Origin of the sequence: Streptomyces sp. NPDC007905, from assembly GCF_042959345.1 — a bacterium.
Lineage (GTDB): Bacteria > Actinomycetota > Actinomycetes > Streptomycetales > Streptomycetaceae > Streptomyces.
In genome coordinates this window covers 88,761-113,270 of the sequence record NZ_JBIBKS010000009.1, presented here as the reverse complement: position 1 = coordinate 113,270, position 24,510 = coordinate 88,761, and the positions used below count along the sequence as shown (strand labels likewise).

Sequence of the window (24,510 nt, the reverse complement as noted above, 5' to 3'; positions counted from 1 at the left end):
CCGAGGCGCCCGCGGACTCACCCGGAGGGCGGACGGAGGCAGCCCCTACCTCCGCTCCGCCATCAGCCTCGATCCGGCCTGCCGCTCCCCGAAGACGTCGTCCGGGTTGGACAGCACACACGTGTCCAGGGACAGGCACCCGCATCCGATGCAGTCCGTGAGGTGGTCCCGGAGACGGTTGAGCTGCTTGATGCGTTCCTCCAGTTCCGAGCGCCACACCTGCGAAAGACGCGCCCAGTCCTCGCGGGTCGGCGTGCGTTCCTCGGGGAGTTCGGCGAGGGCCCCGCGGATCGTGGCGAGGGGGATGCCGACCCGTTGGGCCGCGCGGACGAAGGCCACGCGGCGCAGCGTGTCACGGGTGTAGCGGCGCTGGTTGCCGGCGGTGCGGCGACTGCTGATCAGGCCCTTGGACTCGTAGAAGTGCAGGGCGGAGACGGCCGCGCCGCTGCGTGCGGACAACTGGCCGACGGTCAGCTCGTGGATCTTCTCGGGAATCTGGGGCACTCCTCAGACACTACCGACCCGGTCGGTCCCGGTCCGTTGACAGGGGCCCCGGACCCGAGCATGCTAAGCAGTTGCTTAGACATGCGAGCGAGAGGCCGGGAACATGGCAGAACCGAGGACCTTCACCTCCCCCGACGAGCTGAGGGCCGCCGTGGGCGAGCAACTGGGCCACACGGACTGGCTGGAGGTCGACCAGAAGCGGATCGACCTGTTCGCCGAGGCCACCGGGGACCACCAGTGGATCCACGTGGATCCGGAGAAGGCCGCCGCGGGGCCGTTCGGGACCACCATCGCCCACGGCTATCTGACCCTGTCGCTGATTCCGCTCTTCGGACCGCAGCTGATCAAGGTCGAGGGCGTGAAGATGGGCGTCAACTACGGGACGAACAAGGTTCGTTTCCCCGCACCCGTGCCCGTCGGCTCCCGGCTGCGCGCCACCGGGACGATCAGCGGCGTCGAGGACGTCCCGGGCGGCGTGCAGGTGACCGTCGCCTTCACCGTGGAGCGCGAGGGCGGCGACAAGCCGGTGTGCGTCGCGGAGTCGGTGGCCCGGTACTACCTCTGAGCCCGGGGTACCACCGCTGAGCCGAGGTGGGGCGCCCTACGCGGCGCCCACCATCCGCAGCACGAGGTCGGCGTAGAGCGCGCCGACCTGCTCGGGAGTGCGCGGCCCGTCCACCGTGAACCAGCGGGCCACGTCGATGCACAGCGACAGCACGGCCAGCGTGGTGCCCTGCACATCCAGCACCTGGAACTCGCCCGAGGCCACGCCGTCCTCGATGATCCCGCGCACCTCGGCGTCCACCTGCCGGCGCAGCGCGACGATCTCGGCGCGGGCCTCGGGGCCGAGCGCGTCGAGTTCGTACTGGACGACCCGCGCGGTGGTGCGCCGCCCGGCGTGCCAGCGGACGAAGGAGCTGACGGCGTCGGCGAGCCGCTCCGTGGCGGTGCCCTCGCGCCGGGCCGCCGTACGCAGGATGCCCAGGGCCTTGTCGTGGCCGATCCGGCTGATCCGGTGGAGCAGCTCTTCCTTGGTCTTGTAGTGGATGTAGAGCGCGGCCGGGCTCATGCCGGCGCGGCCCGCGATGTCGCGGGTCGTCGTCGCGTGGTAGCCGCGCTCGGCGAAGGCCTCCACGGCGGCGACGAGCAGCCGCCGGGCCGCGTCAGGGGTGACCTCTTCCCACGGCTCGACCTCGCCGCCGGCCGTCTCCTCCACCGTACTCATCGCTCGCTCGCCCCTCTCGGTGACAGGAGCACCACCATACCGCCCACGGTGAGCGGGCGCTTAGCGTGGCCGCTCGGCGCTCTTCACAGCTTCTCGAAGGGGTCGTGCTCGGCGAGCAGCTTCTCCAGCCGGGCCTGGTCGACGCGGCTGACGATCTGTCCGGCCTCCTGGCGGTCCCGGACCACCTTGGCGAGCGTGAATGCGGAGGTGACGAGGTAGAGGACGGCGATGGCCAGGAAGGCCCGGACCCAGGCGTCGGCGTTCAGCCGGAAGATGCCGATGGCGGTGGCCGCCATGGCGACCGCGAAGGACGCGACGGCCTGGCCGTAGAAGGCGGCCGTGCTCTGCTGTTTGACCGATGTGTCACTCATGGCGACGATCATCGGCGCACGCGGCCCGCGCCACATCCGCCGAGATACTCAGGGAACGTACTCAGAAGGCGGAGACGCCGGTCAGGGCCCGCCCGATGAGCAGCTTCTGGATCTGGCTGGTGCCCTCGTAGAGGGTCATCACGCGGGCGTCGCGCAGGAGTTTGCCGGCCGGGTACTCGTCGATGTAGCCGTAGCCGCCGAAGACCTGGAGGGCGTTGTTGGCGGCGCGCACGGCGGCCTCGGAGGCGAACAGCTTGGCCTTGGAGGACTCGACGGCGAACGGCTGCCCGCGGTCGATCAGGTCGGCCACCCGCCAGGTCAGCAGCCGGGCCGCGTCCACGTCCACGGCGATGTCGCTGATCAGCTCCTGCACCAGCTGATGGTGGGCGATGGACCTGCCGAACTGCTCGCGCTCCCCGGCGTACCGCACGGCCGCGTCCAGCGCCGCCTGGGCTATGCCGACGCAGCCGGCGGCGACCGACATCCGCCCCTTGGCCAGCGCGGACATGGCGACGGAGAAGCCCTTGCCCTCCTCGCCGACCAGCGCCGAGGCCGGCACCCGGACGTCCTGCAGGACCAGTTCGGCGGTGCCCTGGCCGCGCAGGCCGAGCTTGCCGTGGATGGTGCGGCGGGTCAGGCCGGGGGTGTCGGTGGGTACCAGGAAGGCGGAGACGCCCCTGTGCCCGGGGGCGTCCGTGGAGCGGGCGAAGAGAAGGACGACATCGGCCCAGGTGCCGTTCGTGATGAACATCTTGGTGCCGTTGACGACGTAGTCGTCGCCGTCGCGCACCGCCCGTGTGGCGAGGTTGCCCGCGTCCGAGCCGGTGCCGGGCTCGGTGAGGCCGAAGCAGCCCACGTACTCGCCGGCGGTCAGCCCCGGCAGCCAGCGCCGCTTCTGCTCCTCGCTCCCCCAGGCCGCGATCGACTTGGCGACCAGCCCCAGGGACACCGAGACGATTCCGCGGACCGAGGAGTCCCCGCGCCCCAGCTCCTCGGTGACCAGGCAGTACGCGAGATGGTCGCCGCCCGAGCCGCCGTACTCCTCGTCGACGGTCAGACCGAGGAAGCCGACCTCGCCGAGCTTCTTCACGATGCCCCGGTCGACCTCCTCGGCCCGGTCCCAGGCGACCACGTGCGGGGCGATCTCGCGCTCCACGAAGTCCCGGGCTAGCTGCCGCACGGCCGCCTGTTCCTCGCTGAGCCCCAGGTTCACCACGAGATCACCCCACACCAGATGTATCTTGAAAGCCGGACATTTAAATTAGCACTGCTAGTTTCCGGTTGCAGCCCTACTATGTGCGCCATGGCCCGACCGCGCAAGCCCCTCCTCAGCACCGACCGGATCGTCGAGACGGCCCGGGAACTCGTGGACCGGGAGGGCCTGGCGGCCGTCTCCACCCGGCGGCTCGCCGCCGAGCTGGGGGTGAGCGGGCCCTCGCTCTACAACCACTTCCGCACCAAGGACGAGATCCTCGAGGTGGTCGCCGACTCGGTGAGCGCGCTGGTCGACCTGTCGATGTTCGAGGACGGCCGGGACTGGCGGACCGCGCTGCACGACTGGGCCGTCTCCTACCGGGCGGCCCTGCGCGCCCACCCGAACATCGTTCCGGTCCTCGCCCGCGGACCCGGCCGCCGCCCCGCCGCCCTGCGGCTGGCCGACGCGGTGTACGGCGCGATGGTCGACGCCGGCTGGCCGCCCGCGCAGGCCACCTCCATCGGCGCGCTGATGCGGTACTTCATCATGGGCTCCGCGCTCGGCTCCTTCGCCGGGGGCTTCGTGGACGACGCGAGCGCGTACGACCCCGCCGACTACCCTCACCTCGGGCAGGCGCACCTGCTCGCCGAGCAGCAGGAGAAGATCGACGAGCGGGCCTTCGAGACGGGACTGACGGCGCTGCTCGACGGTCTGGCGCAGCACTACGAGCAGGTGCGGCAGCGCGTGTAGGGATCCTTCGGCCGTCGCCGAAGCGTCGATGTTCCATGCTGGGTGCATGACCGCCAAGGACTCCCGGGCCGCCGGCCTCGCCGCCTTCGCCTCGCTGGCCGCCGACGAGACGCGGGCCGCGTGCCTGCTGGCCCTGCTGGACGGGCGGGCCTGGACCGCCGGGGAACTGGCCCGGCACGCCGGGGTCGCCGCGTCCACACTGAGCGAGCACCTGGGCAAGCTGGTCGCGGGCGGGCTGCTCGCGCAGGAGCGGCAGGGGCGGCACCGGTATGTGCGGCTGGCCGGCGCGCGGGTGGCACAACTCGTCGAGGATCTCGCCGCGCAGGTTCCTCCGGCGGCCGTGCGGCGGCCCCCACGCGGCCTGCGCGAGTCGAGCGCGGGCTCCGCGATGGCCCGGGGCCGTACCTGCTACGACCATCTCGCCGGGCGACTCGGCATCGCGGTCACGGATGCGCTGACCGCGCGGGGACTTCTTCAGCAGGACACCGGATTCGCGCTGACGGAGGCGGGGCTGGAGTGGTTCGGCAGGGCGGGGATCCCCCTCGACCGCGCGGGGCGCCGACCGCTCGCCCGGGCGTGCCTGGACTGGACCGAACGGCGTCCCCATCTCGCGGGCGTTGCGGGGGCCGCGTTGTGTCGGCACGCGCTGGAGGCGGGGTGGTGCGTGCGCATCGGCTCCGAGCGGGCCGTGAGAGTGACGCCGTCGGGGGAGCGGGAGTTGGACGCTCTGCTGGGCATTCCCTCCGGTGCCCTGCGATGAGTTCGGCTACGGGTGGGCACGCGCCGGCCCGCCGAGTGGGGGTGCGCGGTGACTGGGCGCGCGGTTCCCCGCGCCCCTGGGAGGTGCAGTCGTCGCACCCGCGCAACGCGCCGCAGCCCGCGCGCAGCCGATACCCGCCCCGTTCACGGCCGATCCGCGCCCCGGCGCCCCGTCCGATTCCCGCCAGTCCCGTTCGACCCCGTTATCCAGCCTCAGGAGCATGATGCGTACCGCCCCACTCCACCGGTTCCTCCCCGCCGGCGCCGCCGTCGTCACCGTCGTGCTCTGGGCCTCCGCGTTCGTGGCGATCCGCAGTGCGGGGGACGCCTACTCGCCGGGGGCGCTGGCGCTGGGACGGCTGCTCGCCGGTGCCCTCGCGCTGGTCGTCCTCTGCGTCGTACGGCGGGAGGGGCTGCCGCCGAGGTCGGCCTGGCGGGGAATCGGGCTCTCCGGGCTCCTCTGGTTCGGGTTCTACATGGTCGCCCTGAACTGGGGCGAGCGGCAGGTGGACGCCGGTACGGCGGCCCTCGTCGTGAACGTCGGCCCGCTGCTGATAGCCCTGCTCGGTGCCCGCCTGCTCGGCGACCCGATGCCGCCCCGGCTGCTGGCGGGGATGGCCGTCTCGTTCGCCGGTGCCGTGACCGTGGGTCTGTCGATGTCGGCCGGGGGCGGGTCCTCGGTGCTCGGGGTGGTGCTGTGTCTGCTCGCCGCCGTGGCCTACGCCTCCGGGGTCGTGGCGCAGAAGCCCGCCCTGGGGCAGGCCAGTGTGCTGCAGGTGACGACCTTCGGGTGTCTCGTCGGTGCCGTGGTCTGTCTGCCGTTCGCGGGGCAGTTGGTGAGCGAGGCCGCCCACGCACCGGCCTCGGCGACCCTCGACATGGTATATCTGGGCCTCTTCCCGACCGCGCTGGCCTTCACCACCTGGGCCTACGCCCTCGCCCGGACCACCGCCGGCCGGATGGGCGCGACGACGTACGCGGTTCCGGCCCTGGTCGTGCTCATGTCCTGGCTGGCGCTCGGTGAGGTGCCGGGGGTGCTCACGCTGGTGGGCGGGGCGCTGTGCCTCGCGGGGGTGGCGGTGTCCCGGTCCCGGGCGCGCGGGCGGACGAGGCGGGTCGCGGCCGGGGAGCCGCGACCCGAGAAGGTCGGCTGACCGTCAGAACACCACCAGGGCCCGGCCGCCCTTGCCCGCGATCATGTTGTCGAAGGCCGCCGGGATGCCCTCCAGGGCGATCCGTTCCGTGACCAGCGCCGAGAGGTCCAGCCGTCCCTCCCGTACGTGCTCGGCGAGCACCGGCAGGTCGCGGGCCGGGTCGGTGTTGCCGTACACGCAGCCGGACAGGGTGCGGCCCCAGTGGAAGAGCTCCAGGGCGTTGAAGGTGACCTCCTGCTCCTTGCCACCGATGCCGACGACGGTGGTACGGCCGCCCCGGCGGGTGGAGTCCCAGGCGGCACGGATGGTGACCGCGCGGCCCACGCACTCCACGGAGACGTCGACGCCCTGCTTGTCGGTGAGGGCGCGGATCTCCCGGGGGGTGGTGTCGGAGGCGAGGACGTAGTCGGTGGCGCCGGCCGCCCGGGCCAGTTCCTCCTTCTCCGGGGAGACGTCGACGGCGATGATCCGGGAGGCTCCCGCGATGCGGGCCGACTGGAGGGTGGCCAGGCCCACTCCGCCGACGCCGAAGACGGCGACCGTCTCGTCGGGCCGGACGCGTGCCGAGTGGTGGACGGCGCCGTAGCCGGTGAGGACGGCGCAGCCGAGGAGGGCCGCGTCGGTGAGCGGAATGCCCTCCGGGAGGGGCAGCACGCAGGACGCGGAGACCACCGTCTCCTCGGCGAACGCGGCCACGTTCAGACCGGGGTGGAGGTCGGTTCCGTCGGCGGTGCGGGCGTGGACGTCGGCGGCGCCGTTCAGCGCGTTGGCGCACAGCCATACCTCGCCGAGCGCGCAGGCGTGGCACCCACCGCAGGAGGGTGCCCAGTTGAGGACGACGGGAGCGCCGGGGGCCACGTGGGTGACGCCCTCCCCCACGGCCACGACCGTCCCCGCGCCCTCGTGGCCGAGGACCGCCGGGACCGGTACCCGCATGGTGCCGTTGGACAGGGACAGGTCGGAGTGGCAGACGCCGGCGGCGGCGAGGCGGACGCGGACCTGCCCGGGGCCCGGGTCGGGCAGGTCGATGTCGGTGATCTCCAGGGGGGCGCCGATGGCGGGCAGGACGGCGGCTCGTACGGCCATGGGTCGCGGACTTCCTTAGAACTGGAGGGACTTGGTCTGAAGGTACTCGGCGAGCCCGTGGCTGCCGAGCTCCCGCCCGACCCCGGACTGCTTGTAGCCGCCGAAGGGGGCGAGGGGGTTGAACCGGCCGCCGTTGATGTCGACCTGGCCGGTGTCCATGCGGCGGGCGAAGGCGACGGCTTCGGCCTCGTCACCGGCCCAGACCGCGCCCGCGAGGCCGTACACGGTGCCGTTGGCGATGCGCAGGGCGTCCTCCTCGTCCTCGTAGCGCAGGATCGTGAGGACCGGACCGAAGATCTCCTCCTGGGCGACGGTCATGTCGGCAGTGACGTCCGCGAAGACCGTCGGGCTGACGAAGTAGCCCTTCTCGCGGGGGGATTCGGGGCCGCCCGCGACGAGCCGGGCGCCCTCGGCGATGCCCTTCTCGATGTAACCGCGGACACGAGCCTGCTGCTTGGCGTTGACCACCGGGCCGATCCGGTCGCCGTACTTGGCGGCGGCCGCGGCGGCCAGTTCGACGGCCTCGGCGTACTGGTCGCGGTGGACCAGCATCCGGGTCCAGGCGCTGCAGGTCTGCCCGGAGTTGGACATCACGTTGGCCACGCCGACGTTCACGGCCTTGGCGAGGTCGGCGCTTCGCAGGATGACGTTGGCGGACTTGCCGCCCAGCTCCAGCGCCACCTTCTTGACGGCCGCGCCGGCCACCGCGCCGATCCGCCGGCCGACCGCCGTGGAGCCGGTGAAGGAGACCAGGTCCACGCCGGGGTGCTCGGCGAGGGCCTGACCGGCCACCGGGCCGAGGCCGGTGACGAGGTTGAACACCCCGGCCGGTACGCCCGCCTCGTGGACCGCCTCGGCGAAGAGCTGGGCGGTGAGCGGGGTGTCCTCGGCGGGCTTGAGGACGATCGTGCAGCCCGCGGCGAGCGCCGGGGCGACCTTGGCGACGATCTGGTGGAGCGGGTAGTTCCAGGGGGTGATCGCGCCGACGACACCGATCGGCTCGTGCAGGACGGTGGAGTTGCCCACCTTCTCCTCGAAGGAGTGGGTCGCCGCCAGTTCGGCGTAGGAGCCCGCTACCGCGATCGGCACACCGGCGTGCACCGCCTGGGAGAACTGCAGCGGGGAGCCCAGTTCCGTGGTGACCGTCTCGGCGATCTCGTCCTTGCGGGCCACCAGGACGTCCCGCAGGGCGGTCAGGCGCGCGGCCCGCTCGGCCGGAGGTGTGGCGGCCCAGGCCGGGAGGGCGGCGCGCGCGGCGCGTACGGCGATGTCGACGTCCAGGGCGCTTGCGGCCGGCACCCTGCCGACGACCTGCTCGTCGGCAGGGTTCACGACCTCGATCACGTCCTGGCTCTCGGCGGGGCGCCAGGCGCCGTCGATGTACAGGTCGTCATGTGCCTTCATGGTGCTTCCTCCCGGCAGGTCTCCGTCGTCCGCCACACAAACTAGCGGCGATAGTTTTCGCGCGCCAGAGACACCTGGTCACCAGACGTACCGGGACATCATCGCGGGCGCGCTCACTGCTCCAGGTCGGGCAGCCGGGCGGGGGACGGGCAGATGCGGTCGCCGTGCTGGTCGAAGACGAACAGGTGGGCGAGGTCGACCAGGAGCGGGACCTGCATGCCGTGACGGAGCCGGATGTCGGGGGTGGTGCGGACGACCAGGTCGCCGGGGAGTCGCCCCTGCGGCGGTGCGGGCTCCGCTTCCGTGTCCTCAGGGTGCTCCAGTACCACCACCGGCCCGGCGCGCAGTGCACCGGCCCGCTCCCTCAGCCGGTCCAGCACGGACGACCCTTCCCGCCGTCGCCGCCGCGCCGGCCGGGCCCCCGGGCGCGGAGCCTCCAGCTCGGGTACGACGGCGGGGCGGGAGCCGGTGTTGAAGTGGACGAGGGTCTCGTGCCCCTGGAACTCCATGTGCTCCACCAGTCCGGTCAGCGGCACCTCGCCGGGCCTGGCGGCACTGCGCTTGGCGATGCGCACCGCCTCCGAGCGCAGTCCGACGATGACCTCGCGGCCCTGCTGCACCCGGAGCAACTGGTGGTCCAGGCACAGGGGTTCGGGCAGCCGCAGGTACTGCTTGCCGAGGCTGATGGTCATGGCGCCGTCCAGCGGGGCGCGGACCAGGCCGCGCAGCAGGTTGATGCGCGGGGTGCCGATGAAGGCGGCGACGAAGACGTTGCGGGGCAGGGCGTAGACCTCGCGCGGGCTGCCGACCTGCTGGAGGACTCCGCCGCGCAGGACGGCGACCCGGTCACCGAGCGACATGCCCTCGGCCTGGTCGTGGGTGACGTACACCGTGGTGACACCCAACTGGCGGGTGAGCTGCGATATTTCGGCCCGCAGATGGTTGCGGAGCTTGGCGTCGAGGTTGGACAGGGGCTCGTCCATCAGGAACGCGGAGGGGTGGCGGGCGATCGCCCGGCCCATGGCGACGCGCTGGCGTTCGCCGCCGGAGAGCTGGCCGGGGAAGCGGTCGAGGAGGTCCTCGATGCCGAGCATGCGGGCGGTCGCGTCCACCCGCGGGCGGGGATCGGCGCCGGGGGCCTCGATGCGCAGCGGGAAGCCGATGTTGTCGCGGCTGGTCATGCTCGGGTACAGGGCGAAGTTCTGGAAGACCATCGCCATGTTGCGTTCGGCGGGCTGCCAGTCATTGGCGTACCCGCCGTCCAGGAGCAGTTCGCCCTCGTCGATGCCCTCCAGTCCGGCGATCATGCGCAGCACGGTGGACTTCCCGCAGCCGGAGGGTCCCAGCAGGACCAGGAACTCGCCGGGCGCGATGTCCAGCGAGAGGTGCTCCACCACGCGGGGGCCGCGTGCGTAGGACTTGCTCACGTCGTGCAGAGAGATGGCGCGTGTCATGACTGCTGCCCCCGGGGCTGTCCGGAGCGCCGCTGCTCCGTGGGTCCGAAGGCCCCGTGCGGTCGTACGGGGCCGAGGGCCCGTCGTCGCATGCCCGTCGCGGCGGGCGGGAATGTGACGACAGGCCCTACGGGTCACGGAAGTTAACGGAATGTGCCCGGCCGGGGAAGACAGGACGCGGCACCGGACGCTGCGCCCCAGGCAGGGGTGGAAACGGACGGCGGCATTCGGGGCGCCGGGCTCGGCCGCCGCCGTCCGCACCACGCGGTCACCTCGTCGCGGTCAGGTGGGCGAAGACCACCACGTTGCTCGTGTAACCCGTACGCCGGCTGAACAGGCCGCCGCAGGTCAGTACGCGCAACTCCGGGCGCCGGGCGGGGCCGTAGACCTCTTTGTCGGGGAAGCCGGCCTTGTCGAAGACCTTCACGGAGTCCACGGTGTAGACGGCGGTACGGCCGTCCGCACGTCCGGCCTCGATCAGCTTGCCGGGTCTGAGTAGGGCGAGCGCGGAGAAGACGGCGGGGCCCGTTCTGGTGTCGCGGTGACCGACGGCGAGGGCGGTGCCGGTCTCCCCCGGTGTGGGGCCGCCCTCGAACCAGCCGACCAGCTTGGGCTTGTCGAGCGGTGGCGTCTCCAACTGCCGGTCCCGGTCCAGCCGGAGACCGGTGATCGGCGCGTTGATCCCGAGGGAGGGGATGCGGAAGGAGGTCGGCCGGGACCGGGGCAGCGGGCGGGGCGGGGGCGTCGGGCTGGGAGTGGGCGTCGGGCCGGCCGGATCGGACTCCTCCCGGCCCGCGCCCCGCCTGTCCGATCGGGCGGAGTCCGGACCGGCGGCCGGGCCCCCCGCCTGGAGGGGGGTGGCCGGCCTGTGGTGCCCGTCGCACCGGACCCCCACCGTCACCAGGACGGCCGCGAGCAGGGCCGTCCTGGCGAGCCGGTAGGCACGGGTGCGGTGCCACGGCCTGCGCCTGCGCCTACGCGGCGCCATGCGGCCGCCGGCGGATCAGCCGGAAGTACACCGCACCGCTGACCGCGACCAGTCCCACGGCCGCGGCGGCGGCCACCGGTGAGAACGCGCCGGTCGTGTCGACCAGGCCACCGCCGCCCGCGTGGACACCGCCCTTCGGACCGTCGTTGCGGTCGCCGCCCTGGCCCGAGGTGGTGTCGCCGCGCTGGTCGTCTCGCTGGTGGTCCTCGATCTGGCCGGCCGGCCCGTGCTGGCCCTCCTGCTTCTCGTCGTGGCACTTGACGCGGAAGACCTTCTCCTTCGGGGCGCCGGCGATGATCCAGGTGATCTTGTACTGCCCGTCCGCGAGCCCCAGCGGGTCGGTGTGCCCGGCACCGCCGGCGAGCTGGATGCTGCCGGTGACGGTCGCGGCGGTGGGCAGCGGGGGCTGCGGGGTGATGGTGTAGGCGATGGTGGTCAGGACGTCGAAGTTGACGGCGTCGAGGTAGAATCGGCAGGTCACCGGGTCGTCTTTGGAGACTCCGAAGGGCACACCCTCTCGGTGGATCCTGATGTCGCCGTTCTCCCCCTGGGCCGCCGCGGGGGCTGCCGCCACCCACGACGCGCCCGCCGCGGCGAGGGCGGTGAGGACGACGGTGGCGCCCGCGCGGGAGAAGGTCCGCGGAAGTGTCAGCGTGGCCATGCAAGCTCCTCCGAGTTAGACGATTTTCATATAAATCGACCTTTCGATGGGACTCTCACGCACACATTCCACCGTCCGCGGCACCACGCCGGACGCGGCGTCAGATATCGCTCGTGCGGCGCAACGCCGAGCCCTTCCGCCCCGCCCGCGGCGCCGGACCGGCCCCCTCGGCCGGCCTTCCGGTGCCCGGTGAGCCCAGCGCCACCCCCGACGACACGAACAGCGGCGCCCCGGGCATCACGAACGGCGCGGCCACCCCGGCCACGCCCGCGACCAGGTCCGCGGCGGCCGGTGCGGCGACCTGGCCGAGCCGGTTGCCGGTCAGCGCAGGGCGAGGGCGGTGGAGCGGGCGCCCTCCGGGCGGCCCGGACGACCGTCGTCATGGACAGCGGCTGCCCGTCGCCAAGCGCAAGACCCAGGCCACAGCTTTGGTCAGGTCACCGGGCTGAGTTTTTCGGACACGGCGGCGACCGCGGACACCTCCACGGGGACCCCGTTGAGGACCGCGTTGCCCGACAGCGGGTCGAGCAGGCTGCCGTCGAGGAGCTGGTTCACGTTGACGCCGGGGTCGGTGGTGGCGTGGCCGAGCCGGGTGCCGGGGCGGTCGTGGCCCCAGCCGTGCGGGAGACTCACCACACCCGGGCGTACTCCGTCGGTGACCTCGGCGGGGGCGGTCACCTCTCCCCCGGCACCCTTCACCCGCACCGGCTCCCCGTCGCGTACGCCGAGGCGTGCGGCGTCCTCGGGGTTGAGGTGCAGGGTGCAGCGGTTGCTGCCGCCGGTGAGCGCGGGCACGTTGTGCATCCAGCTGTTGTTGGAGCGCAGATGACGGCGGCCGACGAGGACGAGCCCCTCGGGGCGCTCGCGCAGGGCATCCCGGAGGCGGGGCAGGTCGCCGGCGATCGGCTCGGGCAGCAGCTCGACCTTGCCGCTCACGGTCTTCAGCGGCTGCGGCAGGCGGGGGCGCAGCGGGCCGAGGTCGATGCCGTGCGGGTGGGCGAGCAGCTTCTCCAGCGTCAGGCCGTCGGGCCGTACGCCGAATCCGTCGCCGTACGGGCCGAGGCGCAGCATCATGTCGAGTCGGCGCTCGGGGCCGCTGTCCCCGGTGAGCTGTGCGGCGAGCTGCTCGGGGTCGCGGCCGTGCACCGGGGAGTGGGGTTCCTGGACGGCCCTGTCGAGGGTCTGGTCGATGACCATCGCGTCCACGGCGGCCGGGTCGGCGCCCTGCCTGCCGGTCGCGGCCAGGATCAGCCGGGCGAGGATCTCGGTCTCGGCCATGCGTCCGGGTTCGAGGGGGACGGCGGGACGGCTGTAGCGGACCTGGTTGCGGACGGCGAGGGCGTTGAAGGCGAAGTCGTGGTGCGGGCTCTGCGAGGGCGGGGGCGGGGGCAGCACGACGTCGGCGTGGCGGGAGGTCTCGTTGAGGTAGGGGTCGACGCTGACCATGAAGTCCAGCGAGCCCAGGGCCTTGTCGAGCCGGTCGCCGTCGGGGGCGGACAGTACCGGGTTGGCCGCGATCACGACGAGCGCGCGGACGGGCTCCCCCTCGTCGGTGGCGGTGTCGATCTCCTCCGCGAGCGCGGAGAGCGGCAACTCGCCCTTCGCTTCCGGGAGTCGGCGCACCCGGGAGTGCCAGCGGCCGAGGGTGAAGCCGCGGCCGGGGCCCGCCGGGCGGGGTGTCCTGTCGGTGGCGGCCTGCGGGAACAGGGCGCCGCCCGGCCGGTCCAGGTTGCCGGTGAGGACGTTGAGGACGTCGACCAGCCAGCTCGCCAGGGTGCCGTGCGGGACGGTGCAGCTGCCGATGCGGGCGTAGACCGCGGCGGTGGGCGCGGCGGCGAGGTCGCGGGCGAGGTCACGGATGACGGCGGGGTCGAGGTCACAGGCTTCGGCCACGGCCTCGGGGGTGAACTCCCGCAGGGCGCCCCGCACTTCCTCGACGCCCTGGACGTGCGGGGCGAGGTCGTGGAGGTCGACGAGGTCCTCGGCGAAGAGGGTGTGCGCCATCGCCGCGAGCAGCAGGGCGTCGGTGCCGGGGCGGATCGCGAGGTGGCGGTCGGCGAGCTTCGCGGTGCGGGTGCGGCGCGGGTCGACGACGGTGAGCCGGCCGCCGCGGGCCTTGAGGGCCTTGAGCTTGCCGGGGAAGTCGGGTGCGGTGCACAGACTGCCGTTGGACTCGAGCGGGTTGGCGCCGATGAGGAGCAGGTGGTCGGTGTGGTCGAGGTCCGGCACCGGGATGGCGTGGGCGTCTCCGAAGAGCAGCCCGCTGGAGACGTGCTTGGGCATCTGGTCGACCGTGGATGCGGTGAACAGGCTCCGGGTGCGCAGGGCACCGAGCAGAACCGGCGGATAGAGGGCGCCGGCCATGGTGTGCACATTGGGGTTGCCGAGGACGACACCGAGGGCGTCGGGGCCGTACCGCTCCACGACCGGTCGCAGACCCGCCGCCACCGCGTCGAAGGCCTCCTCCCAGGTGGCCTCGCGCAGGGCCCCGTCCTCGCGGACCAGCGGGGTGCGCAGCCGGTCGGGGTCGCCGTCGACGGCACCGAAGGAGGCGCCCTTGGGGCAGATGAACCCCTTGCTGAAGACGTCCTCGCGGTCGCCGCGGGCGCTGGTGACACGGGTGCCCTCGATGGTGAGGGTCAGCCCGCAGGTGGCCTCGCACAGGGGGCAGATTCGCAGGGCGGTGCGGGACACGGGTCCTCCCGGAGGGTCGGCGGCGGCAGTCCCGCACGAACGGGGGTTCGGCGGCATGCCGGGCAAGCACAGGCGGGCTCTGGGCGAGCATACCGACCGGTAGGCATGTGGGGGAGCCCCCTGCGGCGGTCCGTGGCGTTCCTCAGTCGAGCACGCGTGCCAGGTACGCCCGCAGCAGCTCCCGCGTCTCGTGGATGATCGCCTCGTCCCCCTGGGCGTCGACCTGGAAGGCCAGCTGCACGAGGGCGTCCGCGCTCTCCACGGCGACCAGGAAGACGCGCCGCAGCTCCTCGTCCGGGGTGCGGCCGAGGTAGCCGGAGAGCAGGTCGGTGAGGCGGTCGGCGACGCGGGTGTTGGGCTCGGCCTGCCGGACGCCGACCGGGATCTGGTTGCCGAAGTCCACGAGGGAGAAGCCGGGCGCGGTGCGCTTCATGCTCAGGTACTCGTCCAGCACGGCGTCCATGGCGGCCCGCCAGTCTCCCCGCCGTGCCTCCTTGAGCCGCTCGGTGACGCGTTCGCTGTACCACTCCAGGTTGCGCTGGGCGAGGGCATCGGCCATCTGCCGCTTGTTGCCGAAGAAGCGGTAGACCGAGCCGATGGGCACGCCCGCCCGCGCGGCCACCGCGCGGGTGCTCAGGTCGTCGTAGCCGACCTCGTCGAGGAGGTCGGCGCAGGCGTCGAGGATCCTGGTCAGCCGTTCTGCGCTGCGCCGCTGGACGGGCGCACGGCGAAGCGATGTCGCGTGGGGCACGGACTTCATGATGCCTTTCCGCCGGGGTCAGGTGAACCTCGCCCCCCAGTACGCAACAGGGTGGCCGGTGCACTCATCGGCCCCCGGTGAGGGACGTGCCGACGGCCGGCCCGGACGGGGCCGGGGCGGATTCGGCGGCGGATTCGGGCGGCTCCGGCTCCGCGCCGGACGCGGTGATGTCGGCGGTGCTCTCGACCGGGTTGCCGTGCACGGCCCACGCCGTGCCGTCGTCGGCGTACAGACGGGCGGTGACGTGGTGGGTGCCGTGCGGGACGAGACGGCCGGCCAGGCGGTACCGGGGCGCGCGCAGCCGGGTCACCGGGCGGCCGTCGACGTAGAGGTACGCGAGCCCGCGGCCGGGAACCACCTCGGGCCGCGCACCGGCCGGGGAGAAGCGGAAGCGGCGCAGCGTCAGCACGACGTCCCAGCCGCGGGCGCTGTCCCAGGTCACCTCGACACCCACCTCGGGCGCGTGCTTCCTCGCGACCTCGCGCAGGTGCCGGCCGGTCTCGTCCGTGCCGTCCAGGACCTTGCCCACCGGCGGGGGAGAGACGGCGTCGGCGCGCCCGTGCGCCTCGCCGGTCGCGCACCCCTGCGCTCCGAGCGGCAGCAGGACGCAGACCGCGAGCGCGATCAGAGTTCTCCGCGTCCACGACATGTCCGGGACGGTAGAACAACGCTCCGGCACCCGAATCCCCCTGAAGTCTGGTTCCCGCCCTACCTCGGAGGGAGATCCGGGCCCTCTTGCGCCCGACCTCTCTGATTCCTACGGTGATGCATAGGAATCAGGAGCGCAAGGGAGCGATCATGAGCGGGGACGCACGGAAGACCGCCGAGGGACTGTCGTATCTCTGCGGGTTCGGCAACGAACACGCCTCGGAGGCGGTGCCGGGTGCCCTGCCCGACGGCCGCAACTCGCCGCAGCGCGCGCCGCTCGGTCTGTACGCGGAGCAGCTGAGCGGTACGGCCTTCACCGAGCCGCGGGCGCACAACCGCCGCTCCTGGCTCTACCGCATCCGCCCGTCGTCCGCGCACCCGGCCTTCACCCGGACCGGCAACGGCGCGATCCGCACCGCTCCGTTCGCCGAGACGGAGCCCGACCCCAACCGGCTGCGCTGGAACCCGCTGCCCGAGCCGCCGGCGGGCACGGACTTCCTGGCGGGGCTGTGGACCCTGGGCGGCAACGGCGACGCGACCCAGCGCACCGGCATGGCCGTGCACCTGTACCACGCCAACTCCTCGATGGAACGGGTCTTCTCCGACGCCGACGGGGAGCTGCTGATCGTGCCGGAGCGCGGCGGGCTGCTGCTGCACACCGAGTTCGGCCGGCTTCATGTGGAACCCGCCCAGGTGGCGCTGATTCCGCGTGGGGTGCGCTTCCGTGTGGAGCTGCTCGATGAATCGGCTCGGGGTTATGTGTGCGAGAACTACGGAGCCCCCTTCCAGCTCCCCGACCTCGGCCCGATCGGCGCCAACGGTCTCGCCAACGCCCGGGACTTCCGAGCGCCGGTCGCCGCGTACGAGGACGTGGAGGGGCCGGTGGAGGTGGTGAACAAGTTCTGCGGCAACCTCTGGACGGCCACCTACGACCACTCCCCGCTCGATGTGGTCGCCTGGCACGGCAACCATGTGCCGTACATCTACGATCTGCACCGTTTCAATGTGATCGGCACCATCTCGTACGACCACCCCGACCCGTCCATCTTCACGGTCCTGACCTCCCCGTCCGACACCCCGGGCCTGGCCGGCGTCGACTTCGTGGTCTTCGCGCCCCGCTGGCTGGTGGGTGAGGACACCTTCCGGCCGCCGTACTTCCACCGGAACGTGATGAGTGAGTACATGGGCCTGATCGAGGGCGCCTACGACGCCAAGGCGGAGGGCTTCGTGCCGGGCGGTGGCTCGCTGCACAACATGATGTCCGCGCACGGCCCCGACCGGGAGACCTTCGACCGGGCGAGCGCGGCCGAGCTGAAGCCGCAGAAGATCGACGACGGGCTGGCTTTCATGTTCGAGACGCGCTGGCCGGTGACGCTCGCGCCGCAGGCGGCCGAGGCGGACCACCTCCAGCAGCGGTACGACGACGTGTGGCAGGGTCTCGAGCGTCACTTCCGCGCACTGTGACGCCTCCGTTGCACCGAACGTTCTTCAACAGGTACGGATAGCCGTGTGACCTCCTTCGCTCCGGATTCGATCGTCCTGAACCGCAAGCTGCCGCTGTGGTACCAGGTGTCGCAGTCGCTGCGCGCCTCCATACTCGGCCGCTCGCCGCGGGACCCGCTGCGCCTGCCCACCGAGGAGCAGCTGGCCGAGCACTACGGGGTCAGCGTGCTGACCATGCGGCAGGCGCTGAAGGAGCTGGAGGACGAGGGGCTGATCAGCCGGCACCGGCGGCGCGGCACCTTCATCGAGCCCGGGGTGCGGCGAGGGGCTCCGGTGCGGCTGCTGGGCTCCGTGGACGCCATCGTGGCCCAGCAGTCCGGCATGACGACCGAGCTGCTGGAGCACGGCCACGCGCCTGTGACCGGCGAACTCGCCGAGTACTTCCCGGACCTCACGGAGGTGGCGACGTACCACCGCCTGCGCAGCGACGAGAAGACCGGCGAGCCGACCAACCACGCCCGTAACCACGTCCGCCCCGAACTGGCCGCGCGCATCGACCGGGAGGACCTGGTGCGCTGGCCGATGACCAAGGTGCTGCGGGACGCCGTCAGGGCGGACATCAGCCGCATCACGGACACCGTGGAGGCGAGGCTCGCCGACCCGGAGACCGCACGCCTGCTCCAGGTGCCGCTCCTCAGCCCGATCCTGCACTACACGGGCGTGACGTACGACGCCCAGGGCCGGGTGCTGGACGTGGCGGTGATCCACTACCGGGGCGACCGCTTCTCCTTCACGGTGACCTTGGACGCCACCTGATCCGGGTGTCCCCGCGAGGCTCTACGATGCCCAGCGTGACGCACGACGACGCTCCGCTGCTGGCGGACCTCATGCCGTGGTCCGTCGCACCGCTGCGGCCCGGCCGCGCCTGGCCGACGGCACCCGATCCGGCTTCGCTGAAGGCCCGCTGGGACGCCCTGCTGAAGTCCGCGGGGCCGGCCCGGGAAGCGCTGTTCGAGCCGACCCGCTCCCGCACGCTGCAGTCCGCGGTGGCCCAACTGCCCGGCCGGTCCGGCGGCACGGAGCGACTGGCGCGCGCCGAGGGCCCCTGCGCCGAGCCGGTGCGGGTGCTCACGGCGCCCTTCGACGAGCAGTGGCTGATCCCGGACCACCGGCTGATCGACGCGGCCCGCCCGGAGCTGTGGCGAGTGGCGGACGAGCACCAGGTGTTCGTGGTGGAGACGGCCGGCGACGACCCCCTGCTGGCGACCTCGCTCCTGCCCACCCTCCGCACCGGCCGCATCCGCCCGCTCTACCGCCGCCCCGGGGGCAGGGAACCGAACCTGGCTTTGGGCCTGCTGGACCACCTGTCGGACCGCCTGGGGGTGCGACCCACCGCACCGGACGTGCTGGCCTGGATCCTGGCGGCGGTCCGCCCCGACCTCACCGTGCCGCTCACCGGGGACGTTGAACGCTGGTCGCAGGGCGTGGAGACGGGCCACCGCGCCCTGTGGCTGATGCGCCGCAACGGCGAACGCCCCAAGCTTCCGGGCGGCCGCCGTCCCTACGTCCGCTCACCGCTGCCCGCTCGCCCCCTCACCCTGCACTACGACCGTGACGAGGAGACCCTCCACCTCGACGAGGGCCGCATCTCCCCCGTGCCGCCGCAGGCCTGGGACCACGAGGTGGCCGGCGTCCGCTCCCTTGAGTCCTGGTTCGCCGTCCGGACCGCGACGGCCGAGCCCGGCACCCTCGCCGCGATCCGCCCCACGACCTGGCCCCAGCCCTGGACGTCGGAGCTGCTCGAGCTGATCACCGTGCTCGCCCTGCTCGGAGAACTGCGGGCCCGGCGGACCGAGTTGAAGCCGACGTCCCCGGTCACGGCAACCGATCTGCGGCACGCCGGCATCCTTCCCGTACCCGAGGCGTCCCGCCGCCCCGCGTCGGTCCTCGACCACCACGAGGAGGGTCCGGAGGGCCAGTTCGCCCTGCTCTAGGACCGGCGCCGCAGAGCGGTCTCGAGGCGCGCGATGTCTCCCACGTCCTTCGCGCGGCGGGGCCGGGAGGGATCCCGGACGGGCATCATGCGCTTGATCTCGATCTGCACCCGGGGACTGACGATCGGCGCCTGCAGCGGGCCGATGCGGCCCGGCTCGCCGTCGGGCAGCCCGTCCGGCCAGGGAGTCCCGGCCCAGGGGCCGCAGCGACGGTCACCCGGCCCGCCGCGTCCCGGTCCAGCAGGGTGAAGCGGCTGTCGAGACCGTCCTTCACGAAGTCGAGCCGAGATCGGAGGGCGGCCCGGGCACCGGCGTGTGGCCGGGCCGGGTGAGGACATCGGCGAGGACCGCCGCGTCCCGCGCCCACGCGAACCAGTCGATGTCCCCGTGGTCCCGGGTGACCTCACCGAGAAAGACGTCCATGGCCCAGCCGCCGCGCAGCCGCAGTGCGAGCGACACCGCTCCTGCACGCCGCGTCCAAGGTCGCCGAGATGCCGCCGAGTTGGCGCCGTGCGCGCTCTTGATCCCTCACCTGTGCACCGCTCCGATGCGGCCCACGCTCCCCCGCCCCTCACGAACCGCCTCGCCTTCCGCCGTGACCGGCTGCTGACAAAGCCGCCGGTCAGGGGAGATCATCCACTCCATGGATCATCTCCCGCTGCCCCTGGAGGGCATCACCGTCGTCGCCGTCGAACAGGCCGTGTCCGCACCCTTCGCGACCCGGCAGCTCGCCGACCTGGGCGCCCGCGTGGTCAAGGTGGAGCGGGTCGACGGCGGCGACTTCGCGCGCGGCTACGACACCGCGGCCGGCGGGCTCGCCTCGCACTTCGTGTGGTGCAACCGCGGCAAGGAGTCCATCGCCCTGGACCTCAAGGACCCGCGCGGTCTGGACGTCGTACGGCGGCTGATCGCGGACGCGGACGTGTTCGTGCAGAACCTCGCCCAGGGGGCCGCGGCCCGGCTCGGCCTGGACGCGGCCACGCTGTGCGCGGCGCATCCGCGGCTGATCGCCGTGGACATCTCGGGGTACGGCGGCTCGGGGCCGTACGCGGACAAGCGGGCGTACGACATGCTGGTGCAGTGCGAGGCCGGGCTGGTCTCGGTGACCGGGACGCCCGGGCAGCCCGTGAAGGCGGGGATCCCGGCGGCGGACATCGCGGCGGCCATGTACGCCTTCTCGGGGGTGCTCGCCGCACTGGTGCGGCGCGGCACGACCGGGCGCGGCGGCCCGGTGGAGGTGTCGATGCTGGAGGCGCTCGCCGAGTGGATGGGCCATCCACTGCATCACGCGATGCACGGGGGCGAGCCCCCGGCCCGTACCGGCCTCGCGCACGCCGTCATCGCGCCCTACGACGCGTATTCGACGGCGGACGGCGGGCGGGTGCTGTTGTCGGTGCAGAACGACCGGGAATGGCGGCGGCTCGCCGAACAGGTCATGAAGCGACCGGAATTGGGGACGGATCCGGCATATGCGACGAACGCCGCCCGCGTGACGAACCGGGAGCGGACCGACGAGCTGGTCGCGGGGGCGCTGGGGGTGCTGGACGCCGACGAGGCGCTGGACCGGCTGGAGAAGGCCGGCATCGCCTGCGCGCGACTCAGGGACCTGCACGAACTGGCGGAGCATCCACAGCTGGCGGCCCGGGAGCGGTGGCGTCAGGTGGGGTCGCCGGTCGGGCCGCTGAGGGCGCTACTGCCCCCCATCACGCTGCCGGGCGGGGACGAGGCACGGATGGGCGACGTACCCGCGCTCGGACAGCACACCGAGGCGCTGCTGCATGCCGTGGGGATGACGGACGACGAGATCGCAGCGTTGCGCCGGGACGGTGTGGCGGCCTGAGCGCGGGTCCTCGAAGGACTCTTGAGGAAGGCCGGTTCACCAGGTGACCGCTCAGTGGCCGCCGAACAGCGAACGACGCAGCCGGCGCAGCGGTGCGAAGAGGGACACGCGGCTGACCCGCCTGCCTCGGTCGCTGCGCTCGTGCGCGGTGTCACGTGCCGTCAGCTCACGCATCAGCGAGGTGGCCTCGACCGTCTCCCGCTGCGGTATGGCGGGACCCGCCAGCACCGACAGATGGCGGTCGAGGCGCGAACTGGTCGCGCCGCTCCCGCAGGTGATCGCAGGGACCCTGGCCCTGCTGCGCACTGTTATCTGCTCCATGTCACTCCCCACCCGTACGAGTCCACCCGGCCCGGGCAGGGTAACCCTATCGCCCCAGCGGGGCACGCGTGTATCTCGGCCACAGGATTCACCTTCCCTGCAAGGCGGTTGACCATCCCATTGCGACTACTCTCCGAATCCGAGCGATTTCAGGGTGAGTTGGACAACCGGCTGGCTGGTGGGTTGCGCTGAGCCACCCTCAGGCTCCACGGTTACGGCGAGTGACGTCGACGACTTGTCGAGGCCCTTCGCGACCAAGGGCGTGTCGCCCGCGAAGAGCCCCAGGGAGCGCGGTTGCACACGGGGGCGCATGAGCCAGAGCTGGTGCACGCGTCCGCCGGACGGGGCGCCGTATCCGCGCAGGGTGACGACAGCCTGCCCCTCCGATGCGGAAGCGATCACTCCGATACTGCGGCCCCGGGCGTCCTCGCTGCCACTGGCGCGTGCGTCCGGAGCGGCCAGAACGTGGGCGATCTCACGTGCCCGGTCCCGCTCGGCGTCGAGCCTGCCCTGGGTGCGGTTCGCCTGGACCGCGAAGAGGGAGGCGACGACGAGGGCCGCGGCGGCGGTCGCCGTGGCGAACGGGACGAAGAGAGGGCGCGGCCGGGCCGCACGGGTGCGCGCGGGCGGGGGCTGGGTGCCCCAGACGTGCGGCGGCAGCTGGGGTGCGCGCTCCCGCGCGGCCGCCGGCGTCTGCTCCTGCGGGATGGTGCGGACGGCGGCCAGGACCCGGTCGCGCAGGGCGGCCGGTGCGGGGGCCGCCGCGGACCAGGCCAGGCGGACCGCGTCCTCGGCCAGGGCCCGGACCTCGCCGGCGCAGCGGTCGCAGGACTTCAGGTGCTTCTCGAAGCGGCGCCGCTCGCCCGGATCGAGGGCGTCGAGGGCGTAGGGCGCGGCGAGGGAGTGCAGGTTCTCGCGGCCCAGCAGGCGGCCGAGGATGCTCACGCGGCACCTCCCAGGCACTCGCGCAGCCGGGTGAGTCCGTCGCGCATCCGCGTCTTGACCGTGCCCAGCGGCAGCGAGAGCCGCTCGGCCACCTCACGGTACGTGTAGCCGTCGTAGTAGGCGAGGGTCACGGACTGGCGTTGCAGTGCGGTGAGCCGGTCCAGGCAGCGGCGCACCCACTCCCGCTCGAGGCCCGCCTCGACCTCCTCGGCGACATGGTCGAATGCGGGTTCGCCCGCGCGCAGCGCCTCCCGCTGCTCGCGTTCCCCGGCCGCGCGGGCGCTGCGCACCCGGTCGACGGCGCGGCGGTGGGCGAGGGTGAGGATCCAGGACAGGGCGCTGCCGCGCCGGGGGTCGAACCGGGCGGCGGAGCGCCACAGTTCGAGCAGCACCTCCTGAGCCACCTCCTCGGACTGGGCGGGGTCGCGCACGACCCGTCGTACGAGTCCGAACACCGGTCCGGACACCAGCCCGTAGAGATCCTCGAACGCCTTCTGGTCTCCGCCCGCAACGAGCACGAGGAGCTCGTCCGCCTCCACCCCGGCCCTCCCCCTCCCGTGTCCGCAGCCGGCCCTGCCTCTGACTCCACGCATCCGCACGAGCGCACACCTCCGGCGGGTGATACGGATCAGTGGGCCGAAAACGCGGGTCCGGAACGAGGAAAAAAATCTTTCCGCCGGACCAATCCGATCGGCTCGCCCGCTCCGTATACCCGTCCGTCAAGGCAAGTTGGCACTGAGGACGGACGGCATGACACCTCTCTTCTCCAGGAGCGGCACGGGACGCAAGGGCCTGGTCTCGCTCATCTGTGGTGCGCTGGCCGCCGGAGGGCTCGCAGCCGCCGGCGTCGCCACGCTGGAACCCGGGGCGGCCTCCGCCTCCTCCCACCGGGAGGCCCCGCTGATCTCGGGCACCCCGCAGTACGACAACACGGACCTGTACGCGTTCGTCAGCCCGGACAAGCCCGACACCACGACGATCGTGGCCAACTGGATCCCGTTCGAGGAGCCGGCCGGCGGCCCGAACTTCTACACGTTCGCGGACGACGCCCAGTACGACATCCACATCGACAACAACGGTGACGCGCAGGGCGAGTTGCTGTTCCGCTACACCTTCAAGACGCACACCAAGAACGGCAACACCTTCCTCTACAACACCGGTCCGGTCACCAGCCTGGACGACCCGGACCTCAACGTCACGCAGACCTACGACATCGACCTGATCCGGCTGAAGAACCAGCACGTGGTGTCGAAGACGAAGCTCGCGGACGACGTACCGGTCGCACCGTCGAACGTGGGCAAGGCGTCCATGCCGGACTACGGCAAGCTGCGTGCGCAGGCCGTGTACAAGACGGCGGGCGGTGCCGCGACCTTCGCCGGCCAGGCCGACGACCCGTTCTTCCTGGACCTGCGGGTCTTCGACCTGCTGTACGGCGGCAACCTCACCGAGGTCGGCCGGGACACGCTCAAGGGCTACAACGTCAACACGATCGCGCTGCAGGTCCCCAACGACCTGATCCGCGAGTCGTCGAAGCAGCCGATCGTCGGCCTGTGGTCCACCACCCAGCGCCGTAACGCCCAGGGTTACTACGCGCAGGTCTCGCGGCTCGGCAACCCGCTGGTCAACGAGGTCGTCAACCCGCAGAAGGACAAGGACAAGTTCAACGCGTCCCAGCCCTGGTACGACGGGCAGTTCCTGAAGAACGTCACCAACCCCGAGCTGCCTAAGCTCATCGAGTCCATCTACAAGATCAAGGCGCCGGCCGAGCCGCGCAACGACCTGGTCGACGTCTTCCTCAAGGGCGTCAAGGGCCTGAACCAGCCGCCGAACGTGCGGGCTTCGGAGGAGCTGAGGCTCAACACCTCCATCCAGCCGAGCATGCATCCCAAGCGTCTCGGCGTCCTGGACGGTGACAACGCCGGCTTCCCGAACGGCCGCCGGCTCACCGACGACGTGGTGGACGAGGCACTGCAGGTCGTGGAGGGCGAACTCGTCGGCTCCAAGAACGACTTGGGCGACGCGGTGAACAAGAACGACAAGAAGTTCGAGAAGTACTTCCCCTACGTCGCCGAGCCCACGTCGGGTTCGCGCGGACCGCTCGCCAAGGGCACGACCTCGGGCACGGACGTGCGCAGCCAGCTCGGCGACGCGCTGCAGCCGGCCGGCTCGTCCTCGGGCGGCTCGGGCAACACGGTCCTGATCGCCGCCTCGGCGGCGTCGGGCGCGGCCGGGATCCTGCTGATCGGCACCGCCTTCGCCTGGTGGCGCCGCCGGATGCAGCGCCCGTACTGACCCGCACCACCCGCACCCCACA

Annotated in this window: 25 protein-coding genes and 1 pseudogene; 9 read left to right on the top strand and 17 right to left on the bottom strand. The window is 72.4% G+C overall.

The window, feature by feature from the left end; translation table 11 throughout:
• Positions 1-45: 45 nt before the first annotated feature.
• Positions 46-504, bottom strand: a complete 459-nt coding sequence (gene soxR, locus ACFZDC_RS17775; protein WP_391324744.1) for a redox-sensitive transcriptional activator SoxR — start codon at positions 502-504, stop codon at positions 46-48.
• A gap of 103 nt (positions 505-607) precedes the next feature.
• Here soxR and ACFZDC_RS17770 point away from each other — a divergent pair, with 103 nt between their 5' ends.
• Positions 608-1,069 carry a MaoC/PaaZ C-terminal domain-containing protein gene (locus ACFZDC_RS17770; protein WP_391324742.1) on the top strand — a complete coding sequence of 154 codons (462 nt, stop codon included), beginning with the start codon at positions 608-610 and terminating at the stop codon, positions 1,067-1,069.
• A 36-nt stretch (positions 1,070-1,105) separates the two neighbouring features.
• Here ACFZDC_RS17770 and ACFZDC_RS17765 read toward each other — a convergent pair whose 3' ends face one another.
• The 3 genes from ACFZDC_RS17765 to ACFZDC_RS17755 all read right to left on the bottom strand — a co-directional run bounded on the left by ACFZDC_RS17765 (position 1,106) and on the right by ACFZDC_RS17755 (position 3,313).
• Complete coding sequence (locus ACFZDC_RS17765; RefSeq protein WP_391324740.1) at positions 1,106-1,729, bottom strand: TetR family transcriptional regulator; 624 nt, start codon at positions 1,727-1,729, stop codon at positions 1,106-1,108.
• A gap of 83 nt (positions 1,730-1,812) precedes the next feature.
• Positions 1,813-2,100 carry a YiaA/YiaB family inner membrane protein gene (locus tag ACFZDC_RS17760; protein ID WP_391324738.1) on the bottom strand — a complete coding sequence of 96 codons (288 nt, stop codon included), beginning with the start codon at positions 2,098-2,100 and terminating at the stop codon, positions 1,813-1,815.
• A gap of 61 nt (positions 2,101-2,161) precedes the next feature.
• On the bottom strand, positions 2,162-3,313 hold the full coding sequence (locus tag ACFZDC_RS17755) for an acyl-CoA dehydrogenase family protein (protein WP_391325099.1): 1,152 nt from the start codon (positions 3,311-3,313) through the stop codon (positions 2,162-2,164).
• A gap of 90 nt (positions 3,314-3,403) precedes the next feature.
• Between ACFZDC_RS17755 and ACFZDC_RS17750 the strand changes: the two genes are divergently transcribed.
• From ACFZDC_RS17750 to ACFZDC_RS17740, 3 genes are all read left to right on the top strand, one after another.
• The gene (locus ACFZDC_RS17750; protein WP_391324736.1) at positions 3,404-4,045 is read left to right on the top strand and encodes a TetR/AcrR family transcriptional regulator C-terminal domain-containing protein; all 642 of its coding nucleotides are present in this window, start codon (positions 3,404-3,406) and stop codon (positions 4,043-4,045) included.
• A 46-nt stretch (positions 4,046-4,091) separates the two neighbouring features.
• Positions 4,092-4,805 carry a helix-turn-helix domain-containing protein gene (locus ACFZDC_RS17745; protein WP_391324734.1) on the top strand — a complete coding sequence of 238 codons (714 nt, stop codon included), beginning with the start codon at positions 4,092-4,094 and terminating at the stop codon, positions 4,803-4,805.
• A gap of 223 nt (positions 4,806-5,028) precedes the next feature.
• Positions 5,029-5,958: an EamA family transporter gene (locus tag ACFZDC_RS17740; RefSeq protein ID WP_391325097.1), complete on the top strand. Its 930-nt coding sequence runs from the start codon at positions 5,029-5,031 to the stop codon at positions 5,956-5,958.
• A gap of 3 nt (positions 5,959-5,961) precedes the next feature.
• Here ACFZDC_RS17740 and ACFZDC_RS17735 read toward each other — a convergent pair whose 3' ends face one another.
• The 9 genes and pseudogenes from ACFZDC_RS17735 to ACFZDC_RS17695 all read right to left on the bottom strand — a co-directional run bounded on the left by ACFZDC_RS17735 (position 5,962) and on the right by ACFZDC_RS17695 (position 15,654).
• Positions 5,962-7,044, bottom strand: a complete 1,083-nt coding sequence (locus tag ACFZDC_RS17735; protein WP_391324732.1) for a zinc-binding dehydrogenase — start codon at positions 7,042-7,044, stop codon at positions 5,962-5,964.
• A 15-nt stretch (positions 7,045-7,059) separates the two neighbouring features.
• Positions 7,060-8,448, bottom strand: coding sequence for an aldehyde dehydrogenase family protein (locus tag ACFZDC_RS17730; protein WP_391324730.1), 1,389 nt, complete (start codon positions 8,446-8,448; stop codon positions 7,060-7,062).
• A gap of 113 nt (positions 8,449-8,561) precedes the next feature.
• On the bottom strand, positions 8,562-9,902 hold the full coding sequence (locus ACFZDC_RS17725; RefSeq protein ID WP_391324728.1) for an ATP-binding cassette domain-containing protein: 1,341 nt from the start codon (positions 9,900-9,902) through the stop codon (positions 8,562-8,564).
• A 268-nt stretch (positions 9,903-10,170) separates the two neighbouring features.
• Positions 10,171-10,890 (bottom strand): class F sortase, encoded by a 720-nt coding sequence (locus ACFZDC_RS17720; protein WP_391324726.1) that lies wholly within the window; start codon positions 10,888-10,890, stop codon positions 10,171-10,173.
• Positions 10,877-11,551: a hypothetical protein gene (locus ACFZDC_RS17715; protein ID WP_391324724.1), complete on the bottom strand. Its 675-nt coding sequence runs from the start codon at positions 11,549-11,551 to the stop codon at positions 10,877-10,879. Before ACFZDC_RS17715 ends, ACFZDC_RS17720 begins: the two co-directional genes overlap by 14 nt.
• Positions 11,552-11,651: 100 nt before the next feature.
• Positions 11,652-11,970, bottom strand: a pseudogene (locus ACFZDC_RS17710) (MFS transporter); the annotation flags it as partial.
• 13 nt (positions 11,971-11,983) lie between these two features.
• Positions 11,984-14,245 carry a molybdopterin-dependent oxidoreductase gene (locus ACFZDC_RS17705; protein ID WP_391324722.1) on the bottom strand — a complete coding sequence of 754 codons (2,262 nt, stop codon included), beginning with the start codon at positions 14,243-14,245 and terminating at the stop codon, positions 11,984-11,986.
• 142 nt (positions 14,246-14,387) lie between these two features.
• Positions 14,388-15,005, bottom strand: coding sequence for a TetR family transcriptional regulator (locus ACFZDC_RS17700; protein WP_391324721.1), 618 nt, complete (start codon positions 15,003-15,005; stop codon positions 14,388-14,390).
• Positions 15,006-15,069: 64 nt separating this feature from the next.
• The gene (locus ACFZDC_RS17695; protein ID WP_391324719.1) at positions 15,070-15,654 is read right to left on the bottom strand and encodes a hypothetical protein; all 585 of its coding nucleotides are present in this window, start codon (positions 15,652-15,654) and stop codon (positions 15,070-15,072) included.
• Positions 15,655-15,803: 149 nt separating this feature from the next.
• Between ACFZDC_RS17695 and hmgA the strand changes: the two genes are divergently transcribed.
• The 3 genes from hmgA to ACFZDC_RS17680 are packed head-to-tail and all read left to right on the top strand — an operon-like array spanning position 15,804 to position 19,090.
• The gene (gene hmgA, locus ACFZDC_RS17690; protein ID WP_391324717.1) at positions 15,804-17,117 is read left to right on the top strand and encodes a homogentisate 1,2-dioxygenase; all 1,314 of its coding nucleotides are present in this window, start codon (positions 15,804-15,806) and stop codon (positions 17,115-17,117) included.
• Between the two features lie 45 nt (positions 17,118-17,162).
• Positions 17,163-17,912: a UTRA domain-containing protein gene (locus ACFZDC_RS17685; RefSeq protein ID WP_391324715.1), complete on the top strand. Its 750-nt coding sequence runs from the start codon at positions 17,163-17,165 to the stop codon at positions 17,910-17,912.
• Between the two features lie 26 nt (positions 17,913-17,938).
• Positions 17,939-19,090: a type ISP restriction/modification enzyme gene (locus ACFZDC_RS17680; protein WP_391324713.1), complete on the top strand. Its 1,152-nt coding sequence runs from the start codon at positions 17,939-17,941 to the stop codon at positions 19,088-19,090.
• Between the two features lie 270 nt (positions 19,091-19,360).
• On the opposite strand, the gene ACFZDC_RS17675 is transcribed toward ACFZDC_RS17680, so the two are convergent.
• Positions 19,361-19,549 carry a nucleotidyltransferase domain-containing protein gene (locus ACFZDC_RS17675; RefSeq protein WP_391324711.1) on the bottom strand — a complete coding sequence of 63 codons (189 nt, stop codon included), beginning with the start codon at positions 19,547-19,549 and terminating at the stop codon, positions 19,361-19,363.
• Between the two features lie 184 nt (positions 19,550-19,733).
• Here ACFZDC_RS17675 and ACFZDC_RS17670 point away from each other — a divergent pair, with 184 nt between their 5' ends.
• Positions 19,734-20,930 (top strand): CoA transferase, encoded by a 1,197-nt coding sequence (locus tag ACFZDC_RS17670; protein ID WP_391324709.1) that lies wholly within the window; start codon positions 19,734-19,736, stop codon positions 20,928-20,930.
• 51 nt (positions 20,931-20,981) lie between these two features.
• Here ACFZDC_RS17670 and ACFZDC_RS17665 read toward each other — a convergent pair whose 3' ends face one another.
• The 3 genes from ACFZDC_RS17665 to ACFZDC_RS17655 form a co-directional block, all read right to left on the bottom strand.
• Positions 20,982-21,251, bottom strand: a complete 270-nt coding sequence (locus ACFZDC_RS17665; protein WP_391324707.1) for a hypothetical protein — start codon at positions 21,249-21,251, stop codon at positions 20,982-20,984.
• A 126-nt stretch (positions 21,252-21,377) separates the two neighbouring features.
• On the bottom strand, positions 21,378-22,196 hold the full coding sequence (locus ACFZDC_RS17660) for an anti-sigma factor domain-containing protein (RefSeq protein WP_391324705.1): 819 nt from the start codon (positions 22,194-22,196) through the stop codon (positions 21,378-21,380).
• On the bottom strand, positions 22,193-22,735 hold the full coding sequence (locus tag ACFZDC_RS17655) for an ECF RNA polymerase sigma factor SigK (protein ID WP_391324703.1): 543 nt from the start codon (positions 22,733-22,735) through the stop codon (positions 22,193-22,195). Before ACFZDC_RS17655 ends, ACFZDC_RS17660 begins: the two co-directional genes overlap by 4 nt.
• Before the next feature lie 211 nt (positions 22,736-22,946).
• Here ACFZDC_RS17655 and ACFZDC_RS17650 point away from each other — a divergent pair, with 211 nt between their 5' ends.
• Positions 22,947-24,488: a DUF4331 family protein gene (locus tag ACFZDC_RS17650; protein WP_391324702.1), complete on the top strand. Its 1,542-nt coding sequence runs from the start codon at positions 22,947-22,949 to the stop codon at positions 24,486-24,488.
• Positions 24,489-24,510: the final 22 nt, after the last annotated feature.

Bases quoted from the DNA above. Each gene is read 5' to 3' on its own strand.
- ACFZDC_RS17770 (WP_391324742.1), top strand. From the start codon at position 608: ATGGCAGAACCGAGGACCTTCACCTCCCCCGACGAGCTGAGGGCCGCC.
- ACFZDC_RS17765 (WP_391324740.1), bottom strand. From the start codon at position 1,729: ATGAGTACGGTGGAGGAGACGGCCGGCGGCGAGGTCGAGCCGTGGGAA.
- ACFZDC_RS17760 (WP_391324738.1), bottom strand. From the start codon at position 2,100: ATGAGTGACACATCGGTCAAACAGCAGAGCACGGCCGCCTTCTACGGC.
- ACFZDC_RS17750 (WP_391324736.1), top strand. From the start codon at position 3,404: ATGGCCCGACCGCGCAAGCCCCTCCTCAGCACCGACCGGATCGTCGAG.
- ACFZDC_RS17745 (WP_391324734.1), top strand. From the start codon at position 4,092: ATGACCGCCAAGGACTCCCGGGCCGCCGGCCTCGCCGCCTTCGCCTCG.
- ACFZDC_RS17740 (WP_391325097.1), top strand. From the start codon at position 5,029: ATGCGTACCGCCCCACTCCACCGGTTCCTCCCCGCCGGCGCCGCCGTC.
- ACFZDC_RS17735 (WP_391324732.1), bottom strand. From the start codon at position 7,044: ATGGCCGTACGAGCCGCCGTCCTGCCCGCCATCGGCGCCCCCCTGGAG.
- ACFZDC_RS17730 (WP_391324730.1), bottom strand. From the start codon at position 8,448: ATGAAGGCACATGACGACCTGTACATCGACGGCGCCTGGCGCCCCGCC.
- ACFZDC_RS17725 (WP_391324728.1), bottom strand. From the start codon at position 9,902: ATGACACGCGCCATCTCTCTGCACGACGTGAGCAAGTCCTACGCACGC.
- ACFZDC_RS17720 (WP_391324726.1), bottom strand. From the start codon at position 10,890: ATGGCGCCGCGTAGGCGCAGGCGCAGGCCGTGGCACCGCACCCGTGCC.
- ACFZDC_RS17715 (WP_391324724.1), bottom strand. From the start codon at position 11,551: ATGGCCACGCTGACACTTCCGCGGACCTTCTCCCGCGCGGGCGCCACC.
- ACFZDC_RS17700 (WP_391324721.1), bottom strand. From the start codon at position 15,005: ATGAAGTCCGTGCCCCACGCGACATCGCTTCGCCGTGCGCCCGTCCAG.
- ACFZDC_RS17695 (WP_391324719.1), bottom strand. From the start codon at position 15,654: ATGTCGTGGACGCGGAGAACTCTGATCGCGCTCGCGGTCTGCGTCCTG.
- hmgA (WP_391324717.1), top strand. From the start codon at position 15,804: ATGAGCGGGGACGCACGGAAGACCGCCGAGGGACTGTCGTATCTCTGC.
- ACFZDC_RS17680 (WP_391324713.1), top strand. From the start codon at position 17,939: ATGCCCAGCGTGACGCACGACGACGCTCCGCTGCTGGCGGACCTCATG.
- ACFZDC_RS17670 (WP_391324709.1), top strand. From the start codon at position 19,734: ATGGATCATCTCCCGCTGCCCCTGGAGGGCATCACCGTCGTCGCCGTC.
- ACFZDC_RS17665 (WP_391324707.1), bottom strand. From the start codon at position 21,251: ATGGAGCAGATAACAGTGCGCAGCAGGGCCAGGGTCCCTGCGATCACC.
- ACFZDC_RS17650 (WP_391324702.1), top strand. From the start codon at position 22,947: ATGACACCTCTCTTCTCCAGGAGCGGCACGGGACGCAAGGGCCTGGTC.